This is a genomic window from Aquabacterium sp. (assembly GCF_041915145.1).
GTDB lineage: Bacteria > Pseudomonadota > Gammaproteobacteria > Burkholderiales > Burkholderiaceae_C > Aquabacterium.
In genome coordinates this window covers 1-24,170 of record NZ_JAYSBZ010000053.1, presented here as the reverse complement: position 1 = coordinate 24,170, position 24,170 = coordinate 1, and the positions used below count along the sequence as shown (strand labels likewise).

General features: G+C 68.9%; 24 protein-coding genes. 13 read left to right on the top strand and 11 right to left on the bottom strand.

What is annotated here, in order from left to right:
• The 3 genes from hemB to ACE3SS_RS10740 all read left to right on the top strand — a co-directional run.
• The coding region (gene hemB / locus ACE3SS_RS10750; protein WP_374593748.1) for a porphobilinogen synthase at positions 1-890 on the top strand (890 nt) is incomplete at its 5' end.
• A gap of 28 nt (positions 891-918) precedes the next feature.
• Complete coding sequence (locus ACE3SS_RS10745; RefSeq protein WP_374593746.1) at positions 919-2,016, top strand: magnesium transporter CorA family protein; 1,098 nt, start codon at positions 919-921, stop codon at positions 2,014-2,016.
• 84 nt (positions 2,017-2,100) lie between these two features.
• Positions 2,101-3,741: an HDOD domain-containing protein gene (locus ACE3SS_RS10740; protein ID WP_374593744.1), complete on the top strand. Its 1,641-nt coding sequence runs from the start codon at positions 2,101-2,103 to the stop codon at positions 3,739-3,741.
• Here the strand turns inward: ACE3SS_RS10740 and ACE3SS_RS10735 are convergent.
• Genes ACE3SS_RS10735 through tsaB form a run of 3 tightly spaced genes read right to left on the bottom strand, consistent with a single transcriptional unit; the run spans position 3,725 to position 5,868 of the window.
• On the bottom strand, positions 3,725-4,549 hold the full coding sequence (locus tag ACE3SS_RS10735; RefSeq protein ID WP_374593742.1) for a uracil-DNA glycosylase family protein: 825 nt from the start codon (positions 4,547-4,549) through the stop codon (positions 3,725-3,727). The genes ACE3SS_RS10740 and ACE3SS_RS10735 overlap by 17 nt on opposite strands.
• The gene (rimI, locus tag ACE3SS_RS10730) at positions 4,546-5,055 is read right to left on the bottom strand and encodes a ribosomal protein S18-alanine N-acetyltransferase (protein ID WP_374593740.1); all 510 of its coding nucleotides are present in this window, start codon (positions 5,053-5,055) and stop codon (positions 4,546-4,548) included. The genes ACE3SS_RS10735 and rimI overlap by 4 nt, the downstream gene beginning before the upstream one ends.
• An 18-nt stretch (positions 5,056-5,073) precedes the next feature.
• Entirely contained in the window at positions 5,074-5,868 is a 795-nt protein-coding gene (gene tsaB, locus ACE3SS_RS10725) for a tRNA (adenosine(37)-N6)-threonylcarbamoyltransferase complex dimerization subunit type 1 TsaB (RefSeq protein ID WP_374593738.1), read from the bottom strand.
• Positions 5,869-5,936: 68 nt separating this feature from the next.
• Between tsaB and dacB the strand changes: the two genes are divergently transcribed.
• Positions 5,937-7,442, top strand: a complete 1,506-nt coding sequence (dacB, locus tag ACE3SS_RS10720) for a D-alanyl-D-alanine carboxypeptidase/D-alanyl-D-alanine-endopeptidase (protein ID WP_374593736.1) — start codon at positions 5,937-5,939, stop codon at positions 7,440-7,442.
• Positions 7,439-7,741, top strand: a complete 303-nt coding sequence (locus ACE3SS_RS10715; RefSeq protein ID WP_374593734.1) for a SemiSWEET transporter — start codon at positions 7,439-7,441, stop codon at positions 7,739-7,741. Before dacB ends, ACE3SS_RS10715 begins: the two co-directional genes overlap by 4 nt.
• Here ACE3SS_RS10715 and ACE3SS_RS10710 read toward each other — a convergent pair.
• Genes ACE3SS_RS10710 through purE form a run of 4 tightly spaced genes read right to left on the bottom strand, consistent with a single transcriptional unit; the run spans position 7,736 to position 11,546 of the window.
• Positions 7,736-8,794, bottom strand: coding sequence for a hypothetical protein (locus ACE3SS_RS10710; RefSeq protein ID WP_374593732.1), 1,059 nt, complete (start codon positions 8,792-8,794; stop codon positions 7,736-7,738). The genes ACE3SS_RS10715 and ACE3SS_RS10710 overlap by 6 nt on opposite strands.
• 43 nt (positions 8,795-8,837) lie before the next feature.
• Positions 8,838-9,887, bottom strand: a complete 1,050-nt coding sequence (locus ACE3SS_RS10705) for an L-threonylcarbamoyladenylate synthase (RefSeq protein WP_374593730.1) — start codon at positions 9,885-9,887, stop codon at positions 8,838-8,840.
• 22 nt (positions 9,888-9,909) lie between these two features.
• Complete coding sequence (locus ACE3SS_RS10700) at positions 9,910-11,073, bottom strand: 5-(carboxyamino)imidazole ribonucleotide synthase (protein WP_374593728.1); 1,164 nt, start codon at positions 11,071-11,073, stop codon at positions 9,910-9,912.
• Between the two features lie 14 nt (positions 11,074-11,087).
• Positions 11,088-11,546 (bottom strand): 5-(carboxyamino)imidazole ribonucleotide mutase, encoded by a 459-nt coding sequence (gene purE / locus ACE3SS_RS10695; protein ID WP_374593752.1) that lies wholly within the window; start codon positions 11,544-11,546, stop codon positions 11,088-11,090.
• A gap of 121 nt (positions 11,547-11,667) precedes the next feature.
• On the opposite strand from purE, the gene ACE3SS_RS10690 reads away from it, so the two are divergent.
• Positions 11,668-12,633, top strand: a complete 966-nt coding sequence (locus ACE3SS_RS10690; RefSeq protein ID WP_374593726.1) for a tetratricopeptide repeat protein — start codon at positions 11,668-11,670, stop codon at positions 12,631-12,633.
• Between the two features lie 223 nt (positions 12,634-12,856).
• Positions 12,857-13,588, top strand: a complete 732-nt coding sequence (locus ACE3SS_RS10685) for a hypothetical protein (RefSeq protein WP_374593724.1) — start codon at positions 12,857-12,859, stop codon at positions 13,586-13,588.
• 1 nt (position 13,589) lies between these two features.
• Here the strand turns inward: ACE3SS_RS10685 and ACE3SS_RS10680 are convergent, their stop codons facing one another.
• The 4 genes from ACE3SS_RS10680 to ACE3SS_RS10665 form a co-directional block, all read right to left on the bottom strand.
• The gene (locus tag ACE3SS_RS10680; protein WP_374593722.1) at positions 13,590-13,802 is read right to left on the bottom strand and encodes an oxidoreductase-like domain-containing protein; all 213 of its coding nucleotides are present in this window, start codon (positions 13,800-13,802) and stop codon (positions 13,590-13,592) included.
• 25 nt (positions 13,803-13,827) lie between these two features.
• On the bottom strand, positions 13,828-14,739 hold the full coding sequence (locus ACE3SS_RS10675) for a phosphoribosylaminoimidazolesuccinocarboxamide synthase (RefSeq protein ID WP_374593720.1): 912 nt from the start codon (positions 14,737-14,739) through the stop codon (positions 13,828-13,830).
• 71 nt (positions 14,740-14,810) lie between these two features.
• Entirely contained in the window at positions 14,811-16,364 is a 1,554-nt protein-coding gene (locus ACE3SS_RS10670; protein ID WP_374593718.1) for a helicase HerA-like domain-containing protein, read from the bottom strand.
• Between the two features lie 46 nt (positions 16,365-16,410).
• Positions 16,411-17,205, bottom strand: a complete 795-nt coding sequence (locus ACE3SS_RS10665) for an IclR family transcriptional regulator (protein WP_374593716.1) — start codon at positions 17,203-17,205, stop codon at positions 16,411-16,413.
• A 277-nt stretch (positions 17,206-17,482) separates the two neighbouring features.
• On the opposite strand from ACE3SS_RS10665, the gene ACE3SS_RS10660 reads away from it, so the two are divergent.
• The 6 genes from ACE3SS_RS10660 to ACE3SS_RS10635 all read left to right on the top strand — a co-directional run.
• Positions 17,483-18,994, top strand: a complete 1,512-nt coding sequence (locus ACE3SS_RS10660; RefSeq protein ID WP_374593750.1) for a 3-hydroxyacyl-CoA dehydrogenase — start codon at positions 17,483-17,485, stop codon at positions 18,992-18,994.
• A 3-nt stretch (positions 18,995-18,997) separates the two neighbouring features.
• On the top strand, positions 18,998-20,200 hold the full coding sequence (locus ACE3SS_RS10655; RefSeq protein WP_374593714.1) for a 3-oxoadipyl-CoA thiolase: 1,203 nt from the start codon (positions 18,998-19,000) through the stop codon (positions 20,198-20,200).
• Positions 20,201-20,217: 17 nt separating this feature from the next.
• Positions 20,218-21,399, top strand: coding sequence for an acyl-CoA dehydrogenase (locus ACE3SS_RS10650; protein WP_374593712.1), 1,182 nt, complete (start codon positions 20,218-20,220; stop codon positions 21,397-21,399).
• 19 nt (positions 21,400-21,418) lie between these two features.
• On the top strand, positions 21,419-22,681 hold the full coding sequence (locus ACE3SS_RS10645; RefSeq protein WP_374593710.1) for an acyl-CoA dehydrogenase family protein: 1,263 nt from the start codon (positions 21,419-21,421) through the stop codon (positions 22,679-22,681).
• Positions 22,682-22,691: 10 nt separating this feature from the next.
• On the top strand, positions 22,692-23,819 hold the full coding sequence (locus tag ACE3SS_RS10640) for an acyl-CoA dehydrogenase family protein (RefSeq protein WP_374593708.1): 1,128 nt from the start codon (positions 22,692-22,694) through the stop codon (positions 23,817-23,819).
• A gap of 13 nt (positions 23,820-23,832) precedes the next feature.
• The coding region (locus tag ACE3SS_RS10635; protein WP_374593706.1) for an alcohol dehydrogenase catalytic domain-containing protein at positions 23,833-24,170 on the top strand (338 nt) is incomplete at its 3' end.

Below are 24,170 nucleotides of genomic sequence, written 5' to 3'. Positions count from 1 at the left end.
TTTTCGTGCTCGACGGCCAGAACCAGGCGCAGGACGTGCCCTCGATGCCCGGCGTGCAGCGCCTGAGCCTCGATCTGCTGCTCGGCAAGGCCGAGGAATGCGTGCGCCTGGGCGTGCCGGTGATGGCCTTGTTCCCGGTGATCGACATGGCGCTCAAGACGCCCGACGGCCGCGGCGCGACCGACCCCGACGGCCTGGTGCCGCGCGTGGTGCGCGAGCTGAAAAAGCGCTTCCCCGAACTGGGCGTGCTGACCGACGTGGCGCTCGACCCCTACACCACCCACGGGCAGGATGGCCTGCTCGACGACACCGGTTACATCCTCAACGATGAGACCGTGGCCGTGCTGACGCGGCAGGCGCTGATGCACGCCGAGGCGGGCGTCGATATCGTCGCGCCCAGCGACATGATGGACGGCCGCATCGGCGCCATCCGCGAGGCGCTCGAAGCCCAGGGCCTGATCCACACCCGCATCATGGCCTACAGCGCCAAGTACGCCAGCGCCTACTACGGCCCGTTCCGCGACGCGGTGGGCAGCAAGGGCAACCTGGGCAAGGCCGACAAGAAGGTCTACCAGATGGACCCGGGCAACTCCGACGAAGCGCTGCGCGAGGTGGCGCTCGACATCGCCGAGGGTGCCGACATGGTGATGGTCAAGCCCGGCCTGCCGTACCTTGACATCGTGCGCCGCGTGAAAGACGAATTCCGCGTGCCGACCTTCGCCTATCAGGTGAGCGGCGAATACGCCATGCTCAAGGCCGCGGCCGCCAACGGCTGGCTCGACCACGACGCCGTGATGATGGAGACCTTGCTCGCCTTCAAGCGCGCCGGCGCCGACGGCATCCTCACCTACTTCGCGCTCGACGCCGCCCGCCTGCTGAAGCAGCGCTGAGACTGCCCGGCGACGCTACAGTCGCCGGATGCGTATCTTCCACATCAGCGACGGCTTCGAGGAGCTGCCGGCCATTCCGCACACCTTGCCCGAAATGGGCTTCTTGTGGATCACCTGCGGGCGCCGCGTCTTCGAGGTCAACCAGCACACCATCCAGGACTCGCTGCTGCGGCTGGCCGGCGGCCAGTTGGTGGAGCTGCATGTGTCCGACCTGATCAACAGCCAACTGCCCTCGCAGTTCGACTACACCTCGTGGTACGACCTGCTGGTGTTTCGCCGGCTGGCGGCGGGCTCGGGGGCCAACGATCTGTTCGTTGACGACGAGCACGGCACGGCGGCGTCGGCGCGGCGCGCGCTGCAGGCCATCGACACCAGCCCGGTCGGCTTCGCGCTGTTCGACCGCGTGCTGCTCACCGTGCACCCGGCCGACTGCCAGGTGCGCGAGTTCTTCGTCGGGCGCCTGTCGCAGATGGCCTTGAGCCTGGCCGACCCGCGCGGCGGCTCGCGCCTGCCGCCCAGCCCGGCCGACCTGATGCTGCGTGTCGTCAACCACATGGTCGACAGTTACCTCGAACTGCGCCGCCTGCTCACGCGCCAGTTGGGTTACCTGCAACAAGAGCTGCTGAGTCAGCGCGCGCAGTTCGTCAACTGGCAGGCGCTGCTCGATTCACGCAACGCGCTGCACATGCTGGAGGACGTCTGCGAAGACCAGCGCAGCGCGATTCAAGAGTGGATGGACGCCCTCGACGAATGGCCCGCCACCACCGACGAGCGGGCCTCGCGCGAGCGCGACCTGCTGCGGGTGCGCTCGCGCGACGTGCTCGAGCACATCGAGCGCGTGCTCAACCACGTGCGCCGGCTGGAGGCTTCGGCCGAGAGCGCGGTGCAGATGCATTTCTCGGTGCAGAGCAACCGCACCAACGACATCATGCGAACGCTCACCGTGCTCACCGCCATCTTCCTGCCGCTCAACCTCATCACCGGCGTCTTCGGCATGAACTTCGATGCCTTGCCGCTGATCCACGCCAAGACCGGCTTCTGGATCGCGGCCTTGCTGATGATGGGGGTGGGCATCGGGCTGGGGGTGTTCTTCTGGCGCAAGCGCTATCTGGGCCCTGAAAACTAGGCAAAGTAGCCGGGCTTCAGGGGGCTGATCCGCTGTTCGGCGGGGCGGATTTGGTGCCCAATCAGGGCACAGCTCCGTCAAGCCATGAACGCCACAGCTCCTTCCGACGACCCTTCCGACGCCGCCGGCACCGCGCCCGAGGCCGAGTCCAACGCGACTCTCGAATTCCTGCTGCGCCGCATGCGCCACAAGTCGGACTTCCCGGCGCTGTCGGACTCGGTGGGGCGCATCCAGGCCATCTCGGCTTCCGAGAACGAAAGCCTCGGCAGCCTCGCCAACGAGATCCTGAAAGACGTGGCGCTGACCAACAAGCTGCTGCGCGTGGTCAACACCGCCCACTACCGCACTGCGGGCGGCGGCACGATCAGCACGGTGTCGCGCGCCATCTCGCTGATCGGCTTCGCGGGCATCCGCAACTTGGCGCTGTCGCTGATGCTGGTCGAGCGCATGGAAGACAAGCATCATGCGCAACAGCTCAAGGAAGAGTTCTTGCGCGCGCTGATGGCCGGCATGCTGGCCAGCGACCTCTGCCCCGGCTCGCGCGAAACCGAAGAGGCCTTCATCGGCTCGCTGATGCGCAACCTCGGCCGGCTGCTCGCCGAGTTCTACCTGCCAGACGAGGCCGAGCAGATCCGCCTGCAGGTGCGACCGCCGGGTGGAGCGGCCAAGGCCGTGCCCGAGGCGGCGGCCTCGACCGCCGTGCTCGGCATCTCGTTCGAAAACCTCGGCTTGGGTGTCGGCCGCACCTGGGGGCTGCCCGACAGCCTGATGCGCTGCATGCGCGCGCCCGTGGGCGAGCTGCCCCGGCAGGGGCTGGCGCAGAGCCCGGATCGCCTCGGCTGGCTCGCCTCGGTGGCCAACGAGGCGGCCGATGCCTTGCTGTTCAACACGCCCGACAAGGCGGCCGACCGCCTGCGCGAGCTGGCGCAGCGCTACGGCTCGGCCTTGCATTTCAAGGCCGACGACATTCTTGACGCGGCCTCGCGCGCGCGCAAGCGCATGGCCGAGCTCACGCAGGGCATGGAGCTCAAGATGGAGCCCGGCGAGCGCGCCGAGCGGCTGGTCGATACCTACTACGTCGATGCGCCCAATGCCGGGCCGAATGCGTCAAACGATGCCGCTCCCGGCGTGGCCTCGCTCGACGAGGTGGCCATCCACGAGGACACGAACGTGCCGGCCGACGACCCGGCCAGCGTGCTCACGTCGGGCATCCAGGACATCACCAACGCGCTGGTCGAGAACTTCAAGCTCAACGAAGTGCTGCGCATGGTGCTCGAAACCGTCTACCGCTCGCTGGGTTTTCGCCGCGTGATCTTCTGCATGCGCGATGCCAAGTCCGGCAACCTGGTCGGGCGCATCGGCCTGGGCGAGCGCGGCAACGAGCTGGCGCCCTCGTTCGTGGTGCCGCTCAAGGCGCCGGCGGGCGGGGCGCTCGATCTGTTCGGCATGCTGTGCCTGAAGGGCGTGGACATCATGATCGAGGACGCGGCCGTGCCCAGCATCGCGCAGCGTCTGCCGGAGTGGTTCACGAGCAAGGTGCAGGCGCCCACCTTCTTGCTGTTGCCCCTGGTGATGAAGGGCGCGGGCGCGCAAAAAGACACGGTGATCGGCTTCATCTACGCCGACAAGGCCGTGGCCGGCGCCATCTCGCTGAGCGACCACGAGCTCTCGCTGCTGCGCACGCTGCGCAGTCAGGCGGTGATGGCGTTCAAGCAGGCGTCCTAACCAAGACTTCGCGCGCCAGGCACAGGTCTTCCCAGGCCAGCGCCTTGTCGGCGGGGCTGCGCAGCAAGTAGGCTGGGTGGTAGGTTACGACGACCGGCACGCCGGCGTACTGGTGCTCGCGACCGCGCAACTTGCCGATCGGCTCTTGCGTCTGCAGGATCGACTGCACCGCGAAGCGGCCCATGGCCACGATGATCTTCGGCCGCACCAGCTCGACCTGACGCTTGAGATAGGGCTCGCATTGCGCCACCTCCTCGGGCAGCGGGTTGCGGTTGCCGGGCGGGCGGCACTTCAGCACGTTGGCAATGAAAACCTGCTGCTCGGGCGGGGCCTCGGCGCGGGTCAGGCCGGTGGCTTCGAGCATGCGGTCGAGCAGCTGCCCGGCCTTGCCGACGAAGGGCTCGCCCTCGCGGTCTTCTTGCTCGCCGGGCGCCTCGCCGATGATCATCCAGTGGGCTTGTTCGTTGCCGACGCCGAACACCGTGTGGCGCCGGCTCTCGCACAGCTTGCAGGCCCGGCAGCCGGCCACCGCCTCGCGCAGCGCGGGCCACGCCATGGTCTCGACGCCGAGCTGGCGCAACGGCTGCGGGGCCGTGGTCGGCGCCACGGGTGCCGCCACGGGTGGCGCAGCGGGCGCGGCCATCGGTGCCCGGCGCGCGGGGGGCTCGACCGGGGCCGACTCTGCCGGGGCGTTTTCGTCGCGCTGCGGCGCGCGGCTGCCATCGAGCCCGCGCGGGGCGGCGCCGGGCCACCACAGCGTCAGGCCCATTTCGCGCAGCATCGCGAGTTGGCGGGCGGTCCAGCTCATGCGGTCACGTCCAGTCCCATCACGATGGCGTCTTCGCGCCCGCCTCGGGCGGGGTAGTAGCCGCGCCGCGTGCCGACCACCTCGAAGCCGAAGGCGGTGTACAGGCGCTGGGCGCGGGGGTTGCTCACGCGCACCTCCAGCCACACCTTGCGCGCCTGATGCTGCTGGCTGCGCACGCGCAGCAGGTGCAGCAGGGCGTGGCCGAAACCCCGCCCCTGCTGGGCGGGGGCGACCGTGATGTTCAGCAGGTGCATTTCTTCAAAGCCCATCATGGCCACGTAGTAGCCGAGCAGCGCGCCGCCAGCGGCGTCGAACAGGCATTCGGCCAGGTAGCCCGAGGCCAGCGAACTCGCGAAATTGCCTTGCGTCCACGGGAATTCATAGGCCTGCCGCTCGATGCGCAGCACCTCGGGCAGATCGGCCGGCAGCATGGCCCGCAGCCGCGTGCCGATTGGCAGGAAGTCGGGTTGCGCGGGGAGCGACGAGGGTTGCGGCACGGCGTTCATGGCGGGGCGGCAAGGTGGTCAGACGGCGGCGGCGCGCGCGGCTGCTTGCGCCTCGCGTTCGGCCAGGCGCTCGGCGGTGGTCTGGGCGACCTTGTCGCGCACGTACAGCGGCAGCGCCTGGGCGGCATCTAGGGCGAGGCCGTCGGCCCAGGCGGCTTGCGCCAGCGCCAGCAGCGCCGCGCCGCGCGGGGCGGCGTCGGGCCAGCGCGGCAGCGTGGTCGGCAAGCCGGCGGCGTCGAGCGCGGCGCCGTGGGCCCGCAGGGCATTGCCGGCCAGGGCCACCGCGTCGGGCGTCGCGTTCACGGCGGCCTGCACGCGCATGGCCAGGTCGGCGGGGCGCAGCAATTGCGGTTCGACCAGGGTGTGCCAGCGCGAGCCGTCCCAGCGGTAGGCGGCGGCGTAGATCTCGCCCATGCGGGCATCGGTGGCGGCCCAGACGCGCTGCAGCGCGGTGCCGGACGCAGCGGCGGCTTGGCGCGCGTCTTCGGCCACGGCCAGCAAGGTGTCGAGCGCGAGCACCGGCTTGCGCGCGCCGAACGCCAGCCCCTGCGCCACGGCGGCGGCGGTGCGCAGGCCGGTGAACGCGCCCGGGCCGCGGCCGAAGGCGATGGCGTCCAAGTCTGCCCAGCTCAACCCAGCGGCCGCCAGCAGCGCCTGCGCGGCGGGGATCAGCGCGGCCGAGGCTTGCGCGCCCCCTGCGTGCTGCTCGACATGCGTCGCCCCCTTGGCCAGCAAGGCCAGGTGCAGGGTTTCGGTGGCGGTGTCGAGCGCCAGCAGGGTGGGGGGCGTGGAGGTCGCCGGGGCATGGTTCATCCGCGCAGTTTACCGAGGGGCCTCGCGCGGGCCGCCAGCGTGGGCGCCTTGCGGCATGATCGGCGACCATGTTCACCAAATCTTTTGCATCGTCGGGTCGCCAGCGGGCGGGCCATGCGGCTCGGCTGGCCTGCGTCGCGGTCGGTTTGGTGGTGGGCGGGGCGGCTCGCGTGGCCTGGGCCGCCGACGCCTGGCCGCCCGCCGTGCGGGCCGCGCTGACGCAAGCCGGGCTGACCGACGATGCCTTGTCGGCCGTGGTGGTGCCCTTGGGGGCCGCTGGCGAGCGCTTGCCACCGCGCCTCAGCGTGCAGGCCGAGCGCCCGATGCAGGCCGCCTCGGTGATGAAGCTCTTCACCACCTACGCGGCGCTCGATCGGCTCGGCCCGGCCTGGACGTGGCAGACGCCCGTCGAGCTGGGCGGCCCGGTGGTGCGCGGGGTGTTGCGCGGGCCGCTGGTGATCCATGGGCAGGGCGACCCGACTCTGGTGATCGAGCGCTGGTGGCTGCTGCTCAAGCGGGTGCGCGAGCTGGGCGTGCAAGACATCCACGGCGACATCGTGCTCGATCAGGGCGCGTTCCGCGTGCCGACCGAGCAAGCGGGCGATTTCGATGGCGAGCCGCTCAAGCCCTACAACGTGCTGCCGCGCGCGCTGGTCGTCAACTTTCAAAGCGTGACCTTGCGCGTGCGCCCCGAGCCGGGCGCGCGCTGGGCTCGCGTCAGCGCGCAGCCCAGCTTGGCCGGCGTGCGCTGGCCGACGCGCGTGAAATTGCAGGGCGCGGCATGCGGCGACTGGCGCGCCGGCCTGCAACTCGATCTGACGCAGCCGGCCCGCCCGGCGTTGCGCGGCGGTTATGCGGCGGCCTGTGGCGAGCGCGAGTGGGAGCTGGCCTGGCCCGACGACGCGGCTTACGGCCCGCGCGTGGTCGAGGCCTTGTGGCGCGAATTGGGCGGGCGACTGCACGGGCACGTGATCGAGCGCAGCGAGCAGCCCGAGATCGCACGCGGCGAGGCGGCGTTCGAGTTCGCCTCGCCGCCGCTGCACGCCGTGGTGCGCGACATCAACAAGTTCAGCAACAACCTGATGGCGCGCCAGCTCTTCCTGACGCTGGGGCTGAGCCAGGGCGAAGGCAGTCTGGAGCGCGCCCGCGAAGTCGTGAGCACCTGGGCCAAGGAGCGCGCCGGTTGCGACGCGAGCGAGCTGAGTCTGGACAACGGCTCGGGCTTGTCGCGCAACGAGCGGGTCAGCGCCGGTTGCCTGGCGCGGCTGCTGCAGGCGGCCTGGGCCGGGCCGGCGATGCCGGAGCTGCTGGCGTCCTTGCCCGTGGCGGGGGTGGACGGCACGGCGCAGCGGCGCACCGCCGAGGCGGTCGGCCCGGCAGCGGGGCGCGCGCACATCAAGACGGGCTCGCTGAAGGACGTGGCCGCCGTGGCCGGCGTGGTGCAGGCGGCGTCCGGGCGGCGTTACGCGGTGGTGGGGCTGATCAACCACCCGTCGATCAACTCGAATGGCGGCGCGGCGCGTGCGGTGCTCGACGCCCTGTTGCGCTGGAGCGCGGAGGACACGGCACGATGAATGCCAACCTGGTCAACACCTTGCAGACGCTGCTGAGCCAGCACGGCGACTGGGTGGGCTACGTGGCCGCCACCCTCACCACCTCGGCCTTCGTGCCGCAGGTCTGGCTGACGTGGCGCACCAAGGACGTGAGCGGCATTTCGCTGGGCATGTACAGCGTGTTCACGCTGGGCGTGGCGCTGTGGCTGCTGTATGGCCTCGCGCTGGGCGCCTGGCCGATCATGATCGCCAACACCGTCACCCTGACGCTGGCGCTGGCGATCCTGACGATGAAGCTGCGCTACGGGCAGGCGTCATGAGTCCCAGTTGTAGTCCACCCGAGTCATGGCCAGGTTGGCCAGCAACTGGTGCCCGGCTATGCTCAGCCAGGGGCCGAAGCTCCACAAGTAGGTTGCGCCGCTGATGTCTGCGGTGGTCGTCGGGCTGCTCGGGGTGGTGACGTTGTCGTAATTGCAGGTGGTGGGGTCGTAGGTTGCTGCCGTGGTGTGGGTCACCGAGGCGCATTGCGCGGCGTAAGGGTAGGTCACGCTGGTGTTCTTGGCGATCAAGATGCTCCAGTCGAAGGCATTGATCAGCGCGATCTTGTGCCCGTCATTCGTGATGCCGTTTGCGCCGCGCAGGCCATAGTTGAAGCAGGACGTCAGGTAGCTCATGGCCTTGGCGTATTCGTCGGTTGCCGCCGGACGACCGTCGCCGGTCGAGCAGTCGACCGACTGGGCCGGGTCGCGGTGGCCGTGGCTGGTGTCTTCGGCCACGGCGTAGGGCGAGAGCCCGATATCGGGGAGCGTGACCACCGCCACGCGGGCGCCGGTGGTCACGATGGCGTTGATCTTCTGCGCCAGCTTGATGCCGGCGTTTTTCATGCCGGCTTCGTCGAGCGTGCCAGACGATTTGAAGGTCTGATACGCGTTCAAGACGTCCCTCGTGCCCGCCATGATCACGACCAGCTCGTCTTTCTGGAAGTTCTTGGTGTTGATCTTGGTGATCGTGTCGTCCACGGTATCGCCCGGCGCGCTGCACAAGCTTGTCTGATCGGCGTCCGTGTTGGCGCATGGCGAGGTGCCCTTGCCGTAGTGCGACGACAAGTATTGCGTCCAGGTCCAGGGGTATATGGCCGAGTAGACGGTGATGGGCGAAATGCTCGTCACGTAGTTCACCGAATAGCGCGCGTAGGTGTTGTTGCTGGATGGCGTCTGGTTGACGTCGATGTAGCTGTATTCGTCGCCAAACACATACATGTGCCCCGGGTGAAAGGCTTCGCGCTTGCCGCCGCCGCAGCTGGCCAGCAGGGCCAGGCTGAGCACGGCCAGGCCGCCGCGGACGACTTGTTGCCAACGATTCTTCGAGTTCAAGCTTTTCTCCAGCACGGGTAAGAGGGGGGCGCGGCGTGGGCGGTCAGCCCGCCGCCGCCGCGCGTTGCAGTCGATCACGAACGCCTTCCCATTCGGGGGTGTCCGGCGGCGTTTCGACCCAGATCAGAGGCACGCCGGTGGCGTCGAGTTCGCGCAACGCGGCAAAGAGTTCGTGGGCCGCCAGCCGGGGTTGCGAGGGCATGGCGCGGTGGGCGATGGGGCCGTGGCGCACGCCTTCGGGCCACAGGGCCGACAGCGAACTGCGGGAATATACCGCCAGCGTGTTGCCCGTTCTTTGCGCGTTGGTTAACTCCGGCCCCAGCACGGCCAGCGCCGAGCGCAGCGCCTCGGTGGGCATGAGGCGCAGCTTGGCGCGCGGCGCGTAGTGCGCTTCGAGCGTGCCCGAGGCGCGTGGCGAGTGGCCGCCGCGCTCGCCGAGCGGCCCGATCACGGCCTCGATGGCCTCGCGCGTCAGCACGCCGGGGCGCAGCAGCACGGCGCGGCCCCCTTGGCTCAGCCCCGAGCAATCGACGATGCTCGACTCGATGCCCACGTCGCAGGCGCCGCCGTCCACCACGGCCAGCGCGGCGTCGCTCAGGTCGGCAAATTCTTCGACGACGTGCGCGGCGCGCGTCGGGCTGATGCGGCCGAAGCGGTTGGCGCTGGGCGCGGCGATGCCCATCACGCCGGCTTGGGCGGCCCGTTGCAGCAGGGCGTGGGCGACCGGGTGGGCCGGGCAGCGCAGGCCGATGGTGTCTTGCCCGCCAGCGGCGGCCGTGCCCACGCCGAGGCGGCGCGGCACGATCACGGTGAGCGGGCCGGGCCAGAAGGCGGCCATCAGCTTGTGCGCGGCGGGCGGGATCTCGGCGGCGAAGGTGGCGGCGGCGGACGCGTCGGCCACGTGCACGATCAGCGGGTGGTCGCTCGGGCGGCCCTTGGCGGCGAAGATCTTGGCCACCGCCGCGTCGTCGTCGGCACGCGCGCCCAGGCCGTAAACGGTTTCGGTGGGCAGCGCGACCAGCTCGCCCGCGGCCCAGCGCCGCGCGGCCTCGGCTAGCGCGGCGTCGTCCTGACCGTTCAGCAGCAGGGGCATGGTGGATGCAGGCGAAGCGCGGTCACCACAGCGGCAGGCCGAGCAGCGCGGCCGCCAGCAGGGCGTTGGCCCGAGCGTCGTCGGCCGTGGCGCCGGTGATCGTCAGGTGGCCCATCTTGCGGCCCTTGCGCGCCTCGGTCTTGCCATAGAGGTGCAGGTGGGCGCCCGGCAGTTGCAGCACGCCGGGCCAGTTGGGCTCGCGCAGCTTGCCATTGGCGTCGAACCACAGATCGCCCAGCAGATTGAGCATCACGGTGGGCGAGTGCAGGCGCGGCGTGACCAGCGGCAGGCCGGTCATGGCGCGCACTTGCAGGTCGAACTGCGAGAGGTCGCAGGCGTCGATGGTGTAGTGACCCGAGTTGTGCGGGCGCGGCGCCATCTCGTTGGCCACCAGCGAGCCGTCTTGCAGGATGAAGAACTCGACGCACAGCACGCCGACGTAATTCAGGCGCGCGGCGATGGTGCGCGCAGCGGTGCAGGCCTGGGCTTCGATCTCGGGCGTGAGCTGCGGTGCCGGCACGGTGGTGACGGCCAGGATGCCGTCGCGGTGCAGGTTCTGTTGCAGCGGGAAGTTGACGACCTCGCCGGCCGCGTTGCGCGCCACGATCACGCTCACCTCGAACTGCAGCGGCAGCATCTTTTCGAGCACGCAGGGCACGCCCTTGAGCGCGGCCCAGGCGGCTGCCAGTTGCTCGGGGGTGTTGACGCGAACCTGGCCCTTGCCGTCATAGCCCAGTTGCGCGGTCTTCAGGATGCCGGGCAGCAGGGTGGGGTCGAGCGACGCGAGCTGGTCGGTCGAGGTGATCACCGCGTGCGGGGCGCAGGGCACGCCGCAGGCCACGAAATGCGCCTTCTCCTTGGCGCGGTCCTGGCAGACCGACACGGCCGCTGCGCCTGGTGCCACGGGCCGGTGAACGGCCAGCGCGGCCAAGGCGGTGGCGGGCACGTTCTCGAACTCGGTGGTGACGGCGGCGGCGACCTGCGCGAGCTGCTGCAGGCCGGTGGCGTCGAGGTAGGGGGTCGAAATGTGCACGTGCGACACCTGCCCGGCGGGGCTGCGCGGGTCGGGGTCGAGCACGGCGGTGCGGTAGCCCAGGGCCTGCGCGGCGTGCACGAACATGCGGCCCAGCTGGCCGCCGCCCAGAACGCCCAGCGTCGCGCCGGGCTGGATCACGTGTTGCGTCATCTGCGTTCTTCGGATTAGTCGAGCTTCATCGCGCGCGCCGCATCAGTCTGGCGGACGCGGAAGGCTTCGAGCTTGGCGTGCAGGGTGGCGTCTTGGTTGGCCAGCATGGCTACGGCAAACAGCGCGGCGTTGGCGGCGCCGGCCGCGCCGATGGTGAAGGTGGCCACCGGCACGCCCTTGGGCATCTGCACGATCGAGTGCAGCGAATCGACGCCGCTCAGGTGCTTGGACGGCACCGGCACGCCCAGCACCGGCACGGTGGTCTTGGCCGCGAGCATGCCGGGCAGATGGGCCGCGCCGCCCGCGCCGGCGATGATGGCCTGCAGGCCCCGGCTGCGCGCGGTCTCGGCGTAGCGGAACATGTCGTCGGGCATGCGGTGGGCCGAAACCACCTGCGCCTCGTAGGCCACGCCGAACTCGGCGAGAATGTCGGCCGCCTGGCGCATCACGTCCCAATCGCTGTTGGAACCCATCACCACGCCGATGATGGGTTGGCTGTTGTTGGCGGACGTGCTCGTCACGGCTTGCTCCTGCACAAAAGGGCCGATTTTAGGCGCTCGGCAGGTTCCTGCTGGCTTTCGATTGAATCGCTCCATGATCACCATCACCCTGAAGAATTTCGAGCACGACCTGATCGCCGCGTCGGCCACCACCCCGGTCCTGCTGGACATCTGGGCCGAGTGGTGCGGGCCGTGCAAGCAACTCGGCCCGGTGCTCGAAGCGCTCGAAACCGAGTACGACGGACGCTTCACGCTGGCCAAGGTGAATGCCGACGAGGAGCCCGAAATCGCCGGGCAGTTGTCGCAGATGTTCGGCGTGCGCAGCATTCCGTTCTGCGTGATGTTCGCGGGCGGCCAGCCGGTGGACGGCTTCGTCGGCGCGTTGCCGGCCGACAAGATCCGCGAATTTCTCGACAAGCATGTGCCCAGCGAGGCGGCTGTCGAGGCCGAGCAGGAACTGGGCGAGGCCGAGGCCCTGGCGGCCGGTGGTGATGCGGATCAGGCTCTGGCCAAGCTGCAGCAGGCGCTGGAGCACGATCCGGCGAACGTCGAGGCGCGGCTGGAGCTGATCAAGCTGCTGCTCGAGCGCGGCCAGGTCGAACCCGCCAAAGAACTGTTCCAGGCGATTGCCGCGCAGGCATCCGGCCCGCTGGCCGACCCGCGCGTGGCGGCGTTCGCGGCCTATCTGGCGGCGTGCGAGGCGGCGCCCCGGGCGCGACCGGAGCAAGCGTTGGCCGACGCGATCGCCGCCAACAAGCGCGATTTCGAGGCGCGCTTCGAGTTGGCGCAGACTCACTTCGCCGCAGGCCGTTTCACGGCGGCCATGGACGAGTTGCTCGAAATCATCATGCGCGACAAGAAGTGGCAAGACGAGCTGGCGCGCAAGACCTACGTGGCCATTCTCGAAGTGATGACCAAGCCGCAGCCCAAGACGCCGGCCAAGGCGCCCGGCAAGCCCGACGCCAAGCCCGGTCTCGAATTGGCCGGCAAGGCCGTGGTGGTCAGTGCCGACCCGCTCATCGACCAGTACCGGCGCAAGCTCAGCATGGCCCTGTTTTGAGGCGGCGGCCGGCTCGGCGACGAGTTCGACGCACCGGTTTGTCGCACGCTTGTCGCGAAAGCCCGGTAGAACAGCGCATCGTTGGTAGTCATGCTCCCCGCAGCCCGGGGGGCTCCCGGCGGCCTGGGGGTAGGCACAGCGCTTGCTCGCAGGTTAAGGTGCGGATTGATGTCGATGCAGGTGAGGCGGGAGCCCGGCTGCCGTGGTTCAAAGGGTTGTAAACATGAAGCGTCTGATCAAGTTGAGTGCGGTGGCGGCCGGTTGGTTGCTGGGCAGCATGGCCGCGCAAGCGGTAACCGTGACGTCGGCTGATCTGCAGTCGTTCGCCGACGGCAGCACGTCGAATGTCACCGTCAATGGCGTCCACTTCAATGCCGTGGGCGGCAAGCTCGACGCGAAGAGCGTGGCGGGATACCTCGGTATCGGGGTGACGGGCAAGGCTGCCGACAAGACAGCGGGCGAAATCAATATCGGCGAATCGATTCGCGCGTCGTGGGGCGCGCCCGAGACCCTGAGTTCGTTCTCGGTGGCTTTTCTGTACAACGGCCCCGAATTTGGTGACGTCAACGAAGTAGCCAAGGTGGCGCTCACGGGCGCGAATGGCATTTACGGCAAGCTCACGGCCGTTTCGGACACCCAGGCGAAGTGGCAGCTGTTCAGCGCCTCGAACGTGGCGCTGGGGGCGGCGAGCTTCGTCAACGCCGTCAGCCCCGCCGATGCCAGCGGCGCGGGCGTCTGGACGGTGGTCAACCCGTTCGCCAACTACGTGGGCACCGGGGTCAAGTTCAGCGCGCTGAAAGGCGCTTGCGGCGTGGGCGATTGCACCGATCAATCCGACTACGCCTTTTTCAGCCTCACCACGGCCGCCGTTCCGGAGCCGGGTTCATTCAGCATGCTGGTTGTCGGTCTGTTGGCGGTGAGCGGGCTGGTGCTGTATCGCCGCCCGCGCGACTGACTCAGGGCTCGAGCCTGAGCAAGGCTTCGTCGCGCCAGTACACCAGCGCGGCGTAATAGCCCTCCCAGACGCAGCCGTTGCAGCCGCGTCCGCAGCAGCTGGTGGGCTCGGGCGGCGGCGGTCGTAGCGACAACCCCGTCGCCTGGGCTCGTTGCTGCACGGCCTCGATCAGGCGGTGCGCCGAGGCGAGGTCGGTGAGCGCGGGCAGATCCACGAAGCAGTGAAGCGCAGCGCGCCGGTCACGCGCCGGTCAGGCGCTCCAGGGCTTCGCGGTACTTGGCGGCGGTCTTTTCGATCACGTCGGCCGGCAGGGCGGGCGAGGGCGCGGTCTTGTCCCACGGTTGGCCGTTGACGGTGGCCTGCTCCAGCCAGTCGCGCACGAACTGCTTGTCGTAGCTCGGCGGGTTGGCGCCGGCCTCGAACGCGGCCTGGTAGCCCTCGATGGGCCAGAAGCGCGACGAGTCGGGGGTGAGCACTTCGTCCATCAGCGTGAGGGTGCCGTTGGCATCGAGACCGAACTCGAACTTGGTGTCGGCAATGATGATGCCCTTGGTCAGCGCGTAGTCGGCGGCTTTCTTGTAGAGCTGGATCGACACGTCGCGCACCTTCTCGGCCAGCTCGCGGCCGATCAGGGCGACGGTTTGTTCGAACGAGATGTTCTCGTCGTGCTCGCCCACCTCGGCTTTGGTGGCGGGGGTGAAGATGGGCTCGGGCAGCTTGCTGGCGTTCTTCAGACCGGCGGGCAAGGCCACGCCGCACACAGATTGGCTTTGTTGGTATTCCTTCCAGCCGCTGCCGGCCAGGTAACCGCGCACCACGGCCTCGACGGGCAAGGGTTTGAGTCGCTTGACCAACATGGCGCGGTCTTTCACCTGGGCTTGCTCGGCGGGCGTGACGACCGACAGCGGGTCGTCTCCGGTGAGGTGGTTGGGCACCACGTCTTTCAGCAGCTCGAACCAGAACAGCGCCATGCGGGTGAGGAGCGCGCCCTTGCCGGGGATGGGCTCGCCCATGATCACGTCGAAAGCCGAGATGCGGTCGGACGCGACCATCAGGATGCGATCGGTGCCGACGGCGTAGTTGTCGCGCACTTTGCCGCGTGCCAGCAGCGGCAGGGTGCTGAGGGTGGAGGTGTGCAAAGAGGCGGTCATGTCGGCACTTTCTACGCGAGCGGTCAAACCTCGAATTGTGCCGCAGGCCCCGCGAGCCGGGGCACGGCCGATCAGCGCCGCGAGCCGCCGCCCAGCAGGCTGCCCAGCACGCCGCGGATGATTTCACGCCCCACGGTCGAGCCGATGCTGCGCGCGGCGGACTTGGCCAGCGTCTCGACCACCGAGTCCTTGCGGCCCGACCCCTTGAGCAGTCCACCCAGGCCGTCGAGCGCGCCGTCCATCCAGCCGCCGCCGGCCGGGGCGGGCGCGGGGCTCGATGGTGCGGGGGTGGACGCGGTCGGTGCGGGGGCCGGGGTGGGTGCCGTAGTGGGCGACGCCGCCGCGCGGCCCTTGAGCTTTTCGTAGGCCGATTCGCGGTCCACCACCTTCTCGTACACGCCGGCCACCAGCGACTGCTCGATGAGCGCCTTGCGCTGCTCGGGCGTGATCGGGCCGATCTGGCTGCCGGGCGGCAGCACGAAGACGCGCTCGGTGACGCTCGGGCGGCCCTTCTCGTCGAGCAGGCTCACCAGCGCCTCGCCCACGGCCAGCTCGGTGATCGCGGTGGCGATGTCGAGCCCGGGGTTGGCGCGCATGGTGTCGGCCGCCGCCTTCACGGCCTTCTGGTCGCGCGGCGTGAAGGCGCGCAGCGCGTGCTGCACGCGGTTGCTCAGTTGCGCGAGCACGCTGTCGGGCACGTCGAGCGGGTTTTGCGTCACGAAGTACACGCCCACGCCTTTTGAGCGCACCAGGCGCACGACGAGTTCGATGCGCTCGAGCAGCGCCTTGGGCGCGTCGTTGAACAGCAGGTGGGCTTCGTCGAAGAAGAACACCAGTTTGGGTTGATCGAGATCGCCCACTTCGGGCAGCCGCTCGTAGAGCTCGGCCAGCATCCACAGCAGGAAGGTGGCGTAGAGGCGCGGCGCGTTGAGCAGCTTGTCGGCGGCGAGCACGTTGATCACGCCCCGCTGCTGTCCGCTCACATCGATCGTCTGCATGAAATCGGCGATATCGAGCATCGGCTCGCCAAAGAATTGATCGCCGCCCTGCTGCTCGATCTGCAGCAGGCCGCGCTGGATGGCGCCCACCGAGGCGGCGCTGATGTTGCCGTATTCGGTGGTGAAGTCTTTCGCGTTCTCGCCCACGTGCTGCAGCATGGCGCGCAGGTCTTTCAGGTCGAGCAGCAGCAGGCCGTTGTCGTCGGCAATCTTGAAGACGAGTTGCAGCACGCCCTCTTGCGTGTCGTTCAGATTGAGCATGCGCGCCAGCAGCAGCGGGCCCATGTCGGACACCGTTGCGCGCACCGGGTGGCCCTGCTCGCCGAACACGTCCCACAGCGTGGCGGGGCAGGCGGAGCTCTCGGGTTTGTCGATGCCGCGCTCGGCCAGCACTTTCGCGAGCTTGTCGCTCACGTTGCCGGCCTGCGTGATGCCGGTCAGGTCGCCCTTCACGTCGGCCATGAAGACGGGCACGCCGATCTGCGAAAAGCTTTCGGCCAGCTTTTGCAGCGTGATGGTCTTGCCGGTGCCGGTCGCGCCGGTGATGAGGCCGTGGCGGTTGGCAAGCTGGGGCAGCAGGTGGCAGGCGATGTCGCCGTGCTGGGCGAGGAGGATGGGGTCGGCCATGGCGGGCTTTCGGTCGGCGTCAACAAACAGGGAATAAGGGCGCAGTCTAAGACTCCTGGGGCTGCCGGGGCAGCGCCTTGAGCTTGGCCACCAGCTCGATCATGCGCGGTCGCACCTCGTTCAGCAGCAGCTCGCGCGACAGGTTCGGCGCGCCGCAGTTGAGGGCCATGAACGGCCGGCCTTCTTCGGGCTGGAAGGCGATGGCGATGCCGTTGGTATCGGGCACCCAGTCGCCGAATGACGTGGCGCAGCCGTAGCGCGCCATGTCGGCCTGGCCGTGCGCGATGCCTTCGATGATCTGCTGCGCGGCCAGCTCGTCGAAGTCGTGCGCGCGGGCCAGGATCTCGGCGCGTTCGCTGTCGGGCACGGCGGCTAGCAGGGCGCGCCCCATGGCCGATGTGGCCAGCGGCATGCGCGTGCCCACGCCGATGGTGAGGTCGTAGGTGCCGGGGCCGCGGCAGACCTCGACGTGGATCATCGACAGCCGGTCGCGCACGGCCATGCTCACGCTGGCGTTCGAGAAATCGGCCAGCTCCTGCATCAGCGGGCGCGCGGCCTGGCGCAAGTCCATGCGCGCGAGCATCGAGCTGGCCAGGCCCAGTGTGGCCGAGCCCAGGCGGTATTGGCCAGAGGGTTCGTCCACCACCAGGTAGCCCAGCTTGGTCAGGGTGTACGTCAGGCGAGACACCGTGGACTTGGGCAGCTTGCAGCGCTGCGCGATCTCGGTGTTGCCCAGCACGCGGTCGCTGGAGCGAAAGCACGCCAGCACCGACAAGCCGCGCGCCAGGGCGGTGACGAAGTGGCGGTCGTCGGCGGGCAAGGGGGAGGCGCGGGGTTTCATGCTCGCCATCATAACGGAAGTTCTGCAGTGCAGAATGGCGCCCCTTGGATTGCGCCTGAATCGACTTGAACCGGGCCTGCTCAAACGTTGTCGGCGGTGGCATGCTTGTGGCTGTGATGCTAGACTGCCGCTCATCAAACGGAGCGAGATGAGCTGGCCAGTTTTGGCATCGTCCTGTTTGCGCCTTGGTTGTTCTGCATTGCAGAATTGTGTGACCCATCTGGAGAATCCTGTGACCACCGAGTCCTCTCAAGCCCAGGCTGTTTCGGCAGTGGCCGTGCGCCGGGTCGGCATCGTCGGCAGTGGCGTGATGGGCCAGGGCATTGCGCAGATCGCGGCGCAGGCGGGTTGCCGCGTCCAGCTGTTCGACAACCGCGAGGGCGCGGCGGCTGCGGCGGCCGAGCAACTGCGGGCCACGTTCGCCAAGCTGGCCGACAAGGGCAGGCTCAGCGCCGAGCAGGCCGCGGCGGCCACCGCCGGGGTGGCGCCGGCCGCGGCGCTGGCTGAGCTGGCGGATTGCGAGCTGGTGGTCGAAGCCATCGTCGAAGACCTCGCGGCCAAGCGCGCCTTGTTCGCGCAGCTCGAAGGCGTGGTCGGGCCCGGTGCGATCCTGGCCACCAACACCTCGTCGCTGTCCGTCACCGCCATCGCCGCCGGCCTGCAGCGCCCGCAGCGCGTGGCGGGCTTTCACTTCTTCAACCCCGTGCCGCTGATGAAAGTGGTCGAGGTGATCGACGGTTTGCTCACCGAACCGGCGGTGGGCGACACCCTGCTCGCCGTGGGCCAGGCCTGGGGCCACACGGCGGTGCGCGCGCAAGACACGCCAGGCTTCATCGTCAACCATGCCGGTCGCGGCTACGGCACAGAGGCCTTGCGCCTGCTGGCCGAGGGCGTGGCCGATGTGGCAACGCTCGACCGCATCCTCACCGACACGGCGGGCTTTCGCATGGGGCCGTTCACCTTGATGGACCTGACCGCGCTCGATGTGTCGCATCCGGTGATGGAGTCGATCTACCGCCAGTTCTTTGACGAGCCGCGCTTTCGCCCGCAGCCGCTGACGCGCCAGATGCTCACAGCCGGGCTGGTTGGGCGCAAGAAGGGGCGCGGCTTCTACGCTTACGAAGGTGGCTCACAACAGTGGCCCGCCGAGCCTGATGTGCCGGGCCGCGAAGCCTTGCCCGCCAGCGTGTGGGTCAGCCGCCAGGCTCCGGCCGAGTTGCAGGCACTGGTCGCGCAACTGGCCGAAACGGCGGGCATCACCTTCGATGACGACGATCGCCCGGCGCACGACAGCCTGTGCCTCGTTGCCCCGCTGGGTGATGACGCCACCACCTGCGCGCTGCACGAGGGGCTCGACGCCGAGCGCACCGTGGCCGTCGAGACCCTGTTCGACGCCAGCAAGCGTCGCGTGCTGATGACCACGCCGGCCACCTCGCGAGCCGCGCGCGATGCGGCGCAGGCGCTGCTCGCGTCCGACGGCGTGCCGGTCAGCGTGCTGCGCGACAGCTACGGCTTCGTTGCCCAGCGCGTGGTGGCCACCATCGTCAACATCGCTTGCGAGATCGCGCAGCAGCGCATCGCCACGCCGGCCGATATCGACCGCGCCGTCACGCTCGGCCTCGGCTACCCGCGCGGCCCGCTGGCCTGGGGCGACGCGCTGGGCGCCAGCACCGTGCTGACGATCCTGCAGCGCCTGCAGGCCCACACCGGCGACCCGCGCTACCGCCCCAGCCCCTGGCTCACGCGCCGAGCCAGTCTGGGCCTGAGCTTGCTAACCGAAGAGGTCTGATCCATGCTCGACGCCTACCTCTTTGATGGCCTGCGCTCGCCCTTCGGTCGCCACGCCGGCGCGCTGGCCAGCGTGCGCCCCGACGACCTCGTGGCCGAGGTGATGCGCGCGCTGTTGGCCCGCGCGCCGTGGTCACCCGAGCAGATCGACGACGTGATCCTGGGCGACACCAACCAGGCCGGCGAAGACTCGCGCAACGTGGCGCGCAACGCCTTGCTGCGTGCGGGGCTGCCGGTGACCGTGCCGGGCCAGACGGTGAACCGCCTGTGCGCCAGTGGCCTGGCGGCGCTGATCGACGTGGCCCGCGCCATCACCTGCGGCGAGGGCGATCTCTTTGTGGCGGGCGGCGTCGAGAGCATGAGCCGCGCGCCCTTCGTGCTGGGCAAGGCCGAGAGCGCCTACAGCCGCGATGCCAAGCTCTTCGACACCACCATCGGCGCGCGCTTCCCCAACCCGGTGGTGACCGCGCAATACGGTGCCGACACCATGCCCGAGACGGGCGACAACGTGGCGCGCGAATTCGGCATCACACGCGAGCAGGCCGACACGTTTGCGGCCGCGTCGCAAGCCAGGTTTGAAGCCGCGCGCGCGGCGGGCTTCTTTGCGGGCGAGATCACGCCCATCACCATCCCGACCGGCAAGAAGACGCCGCCCATCGTGCTCAGCGAAGACGAGCACCCGCGCCCCGAGTCGACCTACGACCAGCTCGCCAAGCTCAAGCCGCTGTTCGACGGCGGCGTGGTGACGGCGGGCAATGCCTCGGGCATCAACGATGGCGCGGCGGCCTTGCTCGTCGGCAGCCGAGCAGCGGGCGAGCGCGTGGGCGCGCAACCGATGGTGCGGCTGCTGGCGGCGGCTGCAGCGGGCGTCGAGCCGCGCATCATGGGCGTGGGCCCGGTGCCGGCCATCACCAAGGCCTTGCAGCGCGCTGGCCTCACGCTCGCGCAGATGGACCTGATCGAAATCAACGAAGCCTTTGCCAGCCAGGTGCTGGCCTGCCTCAAGGGCCTGGGCGTGGCGTTGGACGACGCGCGTGTCAACGTGAACGGCGGCGCCATCGCGGTGGGCCACCCGCTGGGCGCATCGGGCGCACGCTTGGCGCTCACGGTGGCGCGCGAGCTGCAGCGTCGACAAGCGCGCTACGCGGTGGTCAGCCTGTGCATCGGCGTGGGCCAAGGCCTCGCGCTGGTGATGGAAAGAATCTGAATCGAGAGGACGACAACATGAGTGCGAACAAAGCCGAATTCCACTGGGACGACCCCTTCTTGCTCAACGCCCAGCTGAGCGAAGACGAACGCATGATCTGCGACGCCGCGCGGGCCTACGCGCAAGACAAGCTGCTGCCGCGCGTGCGCGATGCCTTCCGCCACGAGCGCATGGACGCGGGCATTTTTCGCGAGATGGGGGAGCTCGGGCTGCTGGGCGCGACCATCCCCACGCAATACGGTGGCGCTGGCCTCAACTACGTGAGCTACGGCCTCGTGGCGCGTGAAGTCGAGCGCGTCGATTCGGGCTACCGCTCGATGATGAGCGTGCAGTCGTCGCTCGTGATGGTGCCGATCAACGAGTTCGGCTCCGAGGCGCAGAAGCAGAAGTACCTGCCCAAGCTCGCCTCGGGTGAGTGGATCGGCTGCTTCGGCCTGACCGAGCCCAACCACGGGTCCGACCCCGGCGGCATGCGCACGCGGGCCAAGAGCGTCGAAGGCGGCTACAAGCTCAGCGGCGCGAAGATGTGGATCACCAACTCGCCCATCGCCGACGTGTTCGTGGTCTGGGCCAAGAACGACGCCGGCAAGATCCGCGGCTTCATCCTCGAAAAAGGCATGCGCGGCTTGAGCGCACCGGCCATCGAAGGCAAGGTCGGCCTGCGCACCTCGATCACCGGCGAGATCGTGATGGACGAGGTCTTCGTGCCGGCCGAGAACGAGCTGAATGTCGAAGGCCTCAAGGGCCCGTTCACCTGCCTCAACTCGGCGCGCTACGGCATCGCGTGGGGCGCGATGGGCGCAGCCGAATTCTGCTGGCATGCCGCGCGCCAGTACACGCTCGACCGCATCCAGTTCGGCCGCCCGCTGGCCGCCACGCAGTTGGTGCAGAAGAAGCTGGCCGACATGCAGACCGAGATCGCGCTCGGCCTGCAAGGCGCGCTGCGCCTGGGGCGCATGAAGGATGAAGGCAGCGCCGCGCCCGAGATCACCAGCCTGATGAAGCGCAACAACTGCGGCAAGGCGCTCGACATCGCCCGCGTGGCGCGCGACATGCACGGCGGCAACGGCATCAGCGACGAATACGGCGTGATCCGTCATGTGGTCAACCTCGAAGTGGTCAACACCTACGAGGGCACGCACGACGTGCATGCGCTCATCCTCGGTCGCGCGCAGACCGGTCTGCAAGCCTTCAGCTGATCGGCTCGCGGAGACGCCCATGGATCTGAACTTCAGCGCTGACGAACTCGCCTTTCGCGACGAGGTGCGCGCCTTCGTGCGCCAGCAGTTGCCCGACACCATCCGCCGCAAGGTGACGAATGGCGGACACCTGACGCGCGCCGAGCATGTGCAGTGGCAGCGCACGCTGCATGCGCGCGGCTGGGCCGGGCAGGCGTGGCCGAAGGAGTTCGGCGGCACGGGCTGGACGCCGACGCAGCAATACATCTTCGAAGAAGAATGCGCGGCGGCGGGCGCGCCTAGGTTGATTCCGTTCGGCACCAAGATGGTCGCGCCGGTGATCATGGCTTTTGGCAACGCGGCGCAGAAGGCTCGCTTCCTGCCGCGCATCCTGTCGTGCGAGGACTGGTGGTGCCAGGGCTACTCGGAGCCCGGCGCGGGGTCGGACCTCGCGTCGCTGAAGATGAAGGCCGTCCGCCACGGCGACCACTACCTCGTCAACGGCCAGAAGACCTGGAACACGCTGGGCCAGCATGCCGACTGGATCTTCTGCCTGGCGCGCACCGACAGTGAGGCCAAGCCGCAGCGCGGCATCTCGTTCCTGCTGATCGACATGAAGTCGCCCGGCATCACGGTGCGGCCGATCATCACGCTCGATGGCGCGCACGAGGTCAACGAAGTCTGGTTCGAGGACGTGCAGGTGCCGGTGGCCAACCTTGTGGGCGAAGAGAACCAGGGCTGGACGTATGCCAAGTTTCTGCTTGGCCACGAGCGCACCAACATCGCGGGCATCGGCGCGTCGAAGCGTGAGCTGGGCCGCTTGAAGCGCATCGCGGCTGCCGAGCAGAAGAACGGCAAGCCGCTCGCCGAAGACCCGTTGTTTGCCGCGCGCATCGCGCAAGTCGAGATCGAGCTGATGGCGCTCGAGATCACCAACCTGCGCGTGCTGGCCGACGAGAGCCAGGCCAAGGCCGAAGGCAGCAAGAAGGCTCCGGGGCCGGCCGCGTCCATCCTGAAGATCAAGGGCACCGAGATCCAGCAGACGATGGCCGAGCTGCTGCTCGCGGCCGTCGGCCCCTATGGTTTGCCGTACTTGAAGCGCAGCACGTTCGACGACGCACGCAGTGCGATGGAGGCCGGCTGGCAGATCGCTGAAGATGAAGTGGGTGACTTCATCAGCGTCGGCCCGGCGCACGCCGCGCACCTCGGTGCCAACTACCTGAACCTGCGCAAGGTGTCGATCTACGGTGGCAGCAACGAGATTCAAAAGAACATCATCAGCCAGATGATGCTGGGCTTGTGAGGCGGTGGCGATGAACTTCGAACTCAACGACGAACAACGCGCCCTGCAAGACACGCTGCAGCGCTTTGCGCAGCGCGACTACGGCTTCGAGCGCCGCCGCGAGATCCTGCGCGGCGGCGGCTTCAGCCGCGAGGCGTGGCGTGCGCTGGCCGACATCGGCGTGCTGGCGCTCAACGTGCCCGAGGCGCACGGCGGCCTGGCGGCGGGCGATGTCAGCCCAGTCGAGACGCTGGTGGCGCAGCAGGCGCTGGGCGCGGCGCTGGTGGTCGAGCCCGTGTTGAGCAGCGCGGTGGTGGCCACGTCCTTGATTGCCGAGTTGGCCGACGCCACGATGCAAGCGCGCTGGCTGCCCGAGCTGGCGAGCGGCGAGCGCATCGCGGTGCTGGCGCACTTCGAGCCCGCTTCGCGTTTTGACGACGCGCGCATCGCCACCCAGCTGGAGCCATCGGGCGACGGTTATGTGCTCACCGGGCGCAAGGCCGTGGTGTTGCATGCGGGCGTGGCCGACGATCTGCTGGTGTCGGCGCTCAATGGCTCGGGCGTGTCGCTGCTGCGTGTGCCGCGCGATGCGGCGGGGCTGGTCATCAAACCCTATCCGACTCTCGATGGTCAGCAGGCCGCCGAGATCGAGTTGAACGGCGTGGCCTTGCCGCCCGGCGCCTTGATCGGCACGGTGGGCCAGGCACTGCCGGCCATCGAACGCGCGCTCGACTTCGGCCTGGCCGCGCTGTGCGCCGAGGCCGTCGGCGTGATGGACGCCACCGTGGCCGCGACCGTCGAGTACCTCAAGACGCGCCAGCAGTTCGGTCAGCCCATCGGGCGCTTCCAGGCGCTGCAGCACCGCATGGCCGAGATGCTGATCCACCTCGAACAGGCCCGCTCGATGAGCCTGCTCGCCACCGCGCGTTGCCGCGACACCGATGCGAGCGCGCGCCGCCGCGTGCTCTCGGCGGCCAAGGTGGTGGTGGGCCAGGCCTGCCGCTTCATCGGCCAGCAGGCCGTGCAGTTGCACGGCGGCATGGGCATGACCGACGAGCTGATCGTCAGCCATTACTTCAAGCGCCTCACGGCCATCGAATTGACGCTGGGCGATACCGACACCCACTTGCAGCGCTTCGCGGCGCTGTCGAATCAATGAAATGGGAACGAACATGAATGCCATCACTGCACCCGTCAAAGCCAAGGCCGTTGTGTGCCGCGACCTCGCGCAAGGCGTGCACGTTGAAGAAGTCACCGTGGCGCTGCCCCGGCGCGGCGAGGTGATGATCAAGCTCGCTGCCTGCGGTGTGTGCCACAGCGATCTGTCGGCCACCAATGGCGTGATCGGCTTGCCACTGCCGCTGGTGGTGGGGCACGAAGGCTCGGGCGTGGTGGTGGCGGTGGGCGAGGGCGTCACCGAATTCGCGCTGGGCGACCACGTGGTCAGCTCTTTCGTGAGCATGTGCGGCAAGTGCCGCTACTGCCAGAGCGGCCGCCCGCAGTTGTGCGA

What these genes read in the sequence shown, in the direction of transcription:
- ACE3SS_RS10650 (WP_374593712.1), top strand. Translation starts at nt 20,218, where the DNA reads ATGAGTGCGAACAAAGCCGAATTCCACTGGGACGACCCCTTCTTGCTC.
- purE (WP_374593752.1), bottom strand. Translation starts at nt 11,546, where the DNA reads ATGGGTTCCAACAGCGATTGGGACGTGATGCGCCAGGCGGCCGACATT.
- ACE3SS_RS10700 (WP_374593728.1), bottom strand. Translation starts at nt 11,073, where the DNA reads ATGACGCAACACGTGATCCAGCCCGGCGCGACGCTGGGCGTTCTGGGC.
- ACE3SS_RS10670 (WP_374593718.1), bottom strand. Translation starts at nt 16,364, where the DNA reads ATGGCCGACCCCATCCTCCTCGCCCAGCACGGCGACATCGCCTGCCAC.
- tsaB (WP_374593738.1), bottom strand. Translation starts at nt 5,868, where the DNA reads ATGAACCATGCCCCGGCGACCTCCACGCCCCCCACCCTGCTGGCGCTC.
- ACE3SS_RS10740 (WP_374593744.1), top strand. Translation starts at nt 2,101, where the DNA reads ATGAACGCCACAGCTCCTTCCGACGACCCTTCCGACGCCGCCGGCACC.
- ACE3SS_RS10745 (WP_374593746.1), top strand. Translation starts at nt 919, where the DNA reads ATGCGTATCTTCCACATCAGCGACGGCTTCGAGGAGCTGCCGGCCATT.
- ACE3SS_RS10665 (WP_374593716.1), bottom strand. Translation starts at nt 17,205, where the DNA reads ATGAAACCCCGCGCCTCCCCCTTGCCCGCCGACGACCGCCACTTCGTC.
- ACE3SS_RS10640 (WP_374593708.1), top strand. Translation starts at nt 22,692, where the DNA reads ATGAACTTCGAACTCAACGACGAACAACGCGCCCTGCAAGACACGCTG.
- ACE3SS_RS10705 (WP_374593730.1), bottom strand. Translation starts at nt 9,887, where the DNA reads ATGCCCCTGCTGCTGAACGGTCAGGACGACGCCGCGCTAGCCGAGGCC.
- ACE3SS_RS10645 (WP_374593710.1), top strand. Translation starts at nt 21,419, where the DNA reads ATGGATCTGAACTTCAGCGCTGACGAACTCGCCTTTCGCGACGAGGTG.
- ACE3SS_RS10675 (WP_374593720.1), bottom strand. Translation starts at nt 14,739, where the DNA reads ATGACCGCCTCTTTGCACACCTCCACCCTCAGCACCCTGCCGCTGCTG.
- ACE3SS_RS10655 (WP_374593714.1), top strand. Translation starts at nt 18,998, where the DNA reads ATGCTCGACGCCTACCTCTTTGATGGCCTGCGCTCGCCCTTCGGTCGC.
- dacB (WP_374593736.1), top strand. Translation starts at nt 5,937, where the DNA reads ATGTTCACCAAATCTTTTGCATCGTCGGGTCGCCAGCGGGCGGGCCAT.
- rimI (WP_374593740.1), bottom strand. Translation starts at nt 5,055, where the DNA reads ATGAACGCCGTGCCGCAACCCTCGTCGCTCCCCGCGCAACCCGACTTC.
- ACE3SS_RS10735 (WP_374593742.1), bottom strand. Translation starts at nt 4,549, where the DNA reads ATGAGCTGGACCGCCCGCCAACTCGCGATGCTGCGCGAAATGGGCCTG.
- ACE3SS_RS10715 (WP_374593734.1), top strand. Translation starts at nt 7,439, where the DNA reads ATGAATGCCAACCTGGTCAACACCTTGCAGACGCTGCTGAGCCAGCAC.
- ACE3SS_RS10685 (WP_374593724.1), top strand. Translation starts at nt 12,857, where the DNA reads ATGAAGCGTCTGATCAAGTTGAGTGCGGTGGCGGCCGGTTGGTTGCTG.
- ACE3SS_RS10690 (WP_374593726.1), top strand. Translation starts at nt 11,668, where the DNA reads ATGATCACCATCACCCTGAAGAATTTCGAGCACGACCTGATCGCCGCG.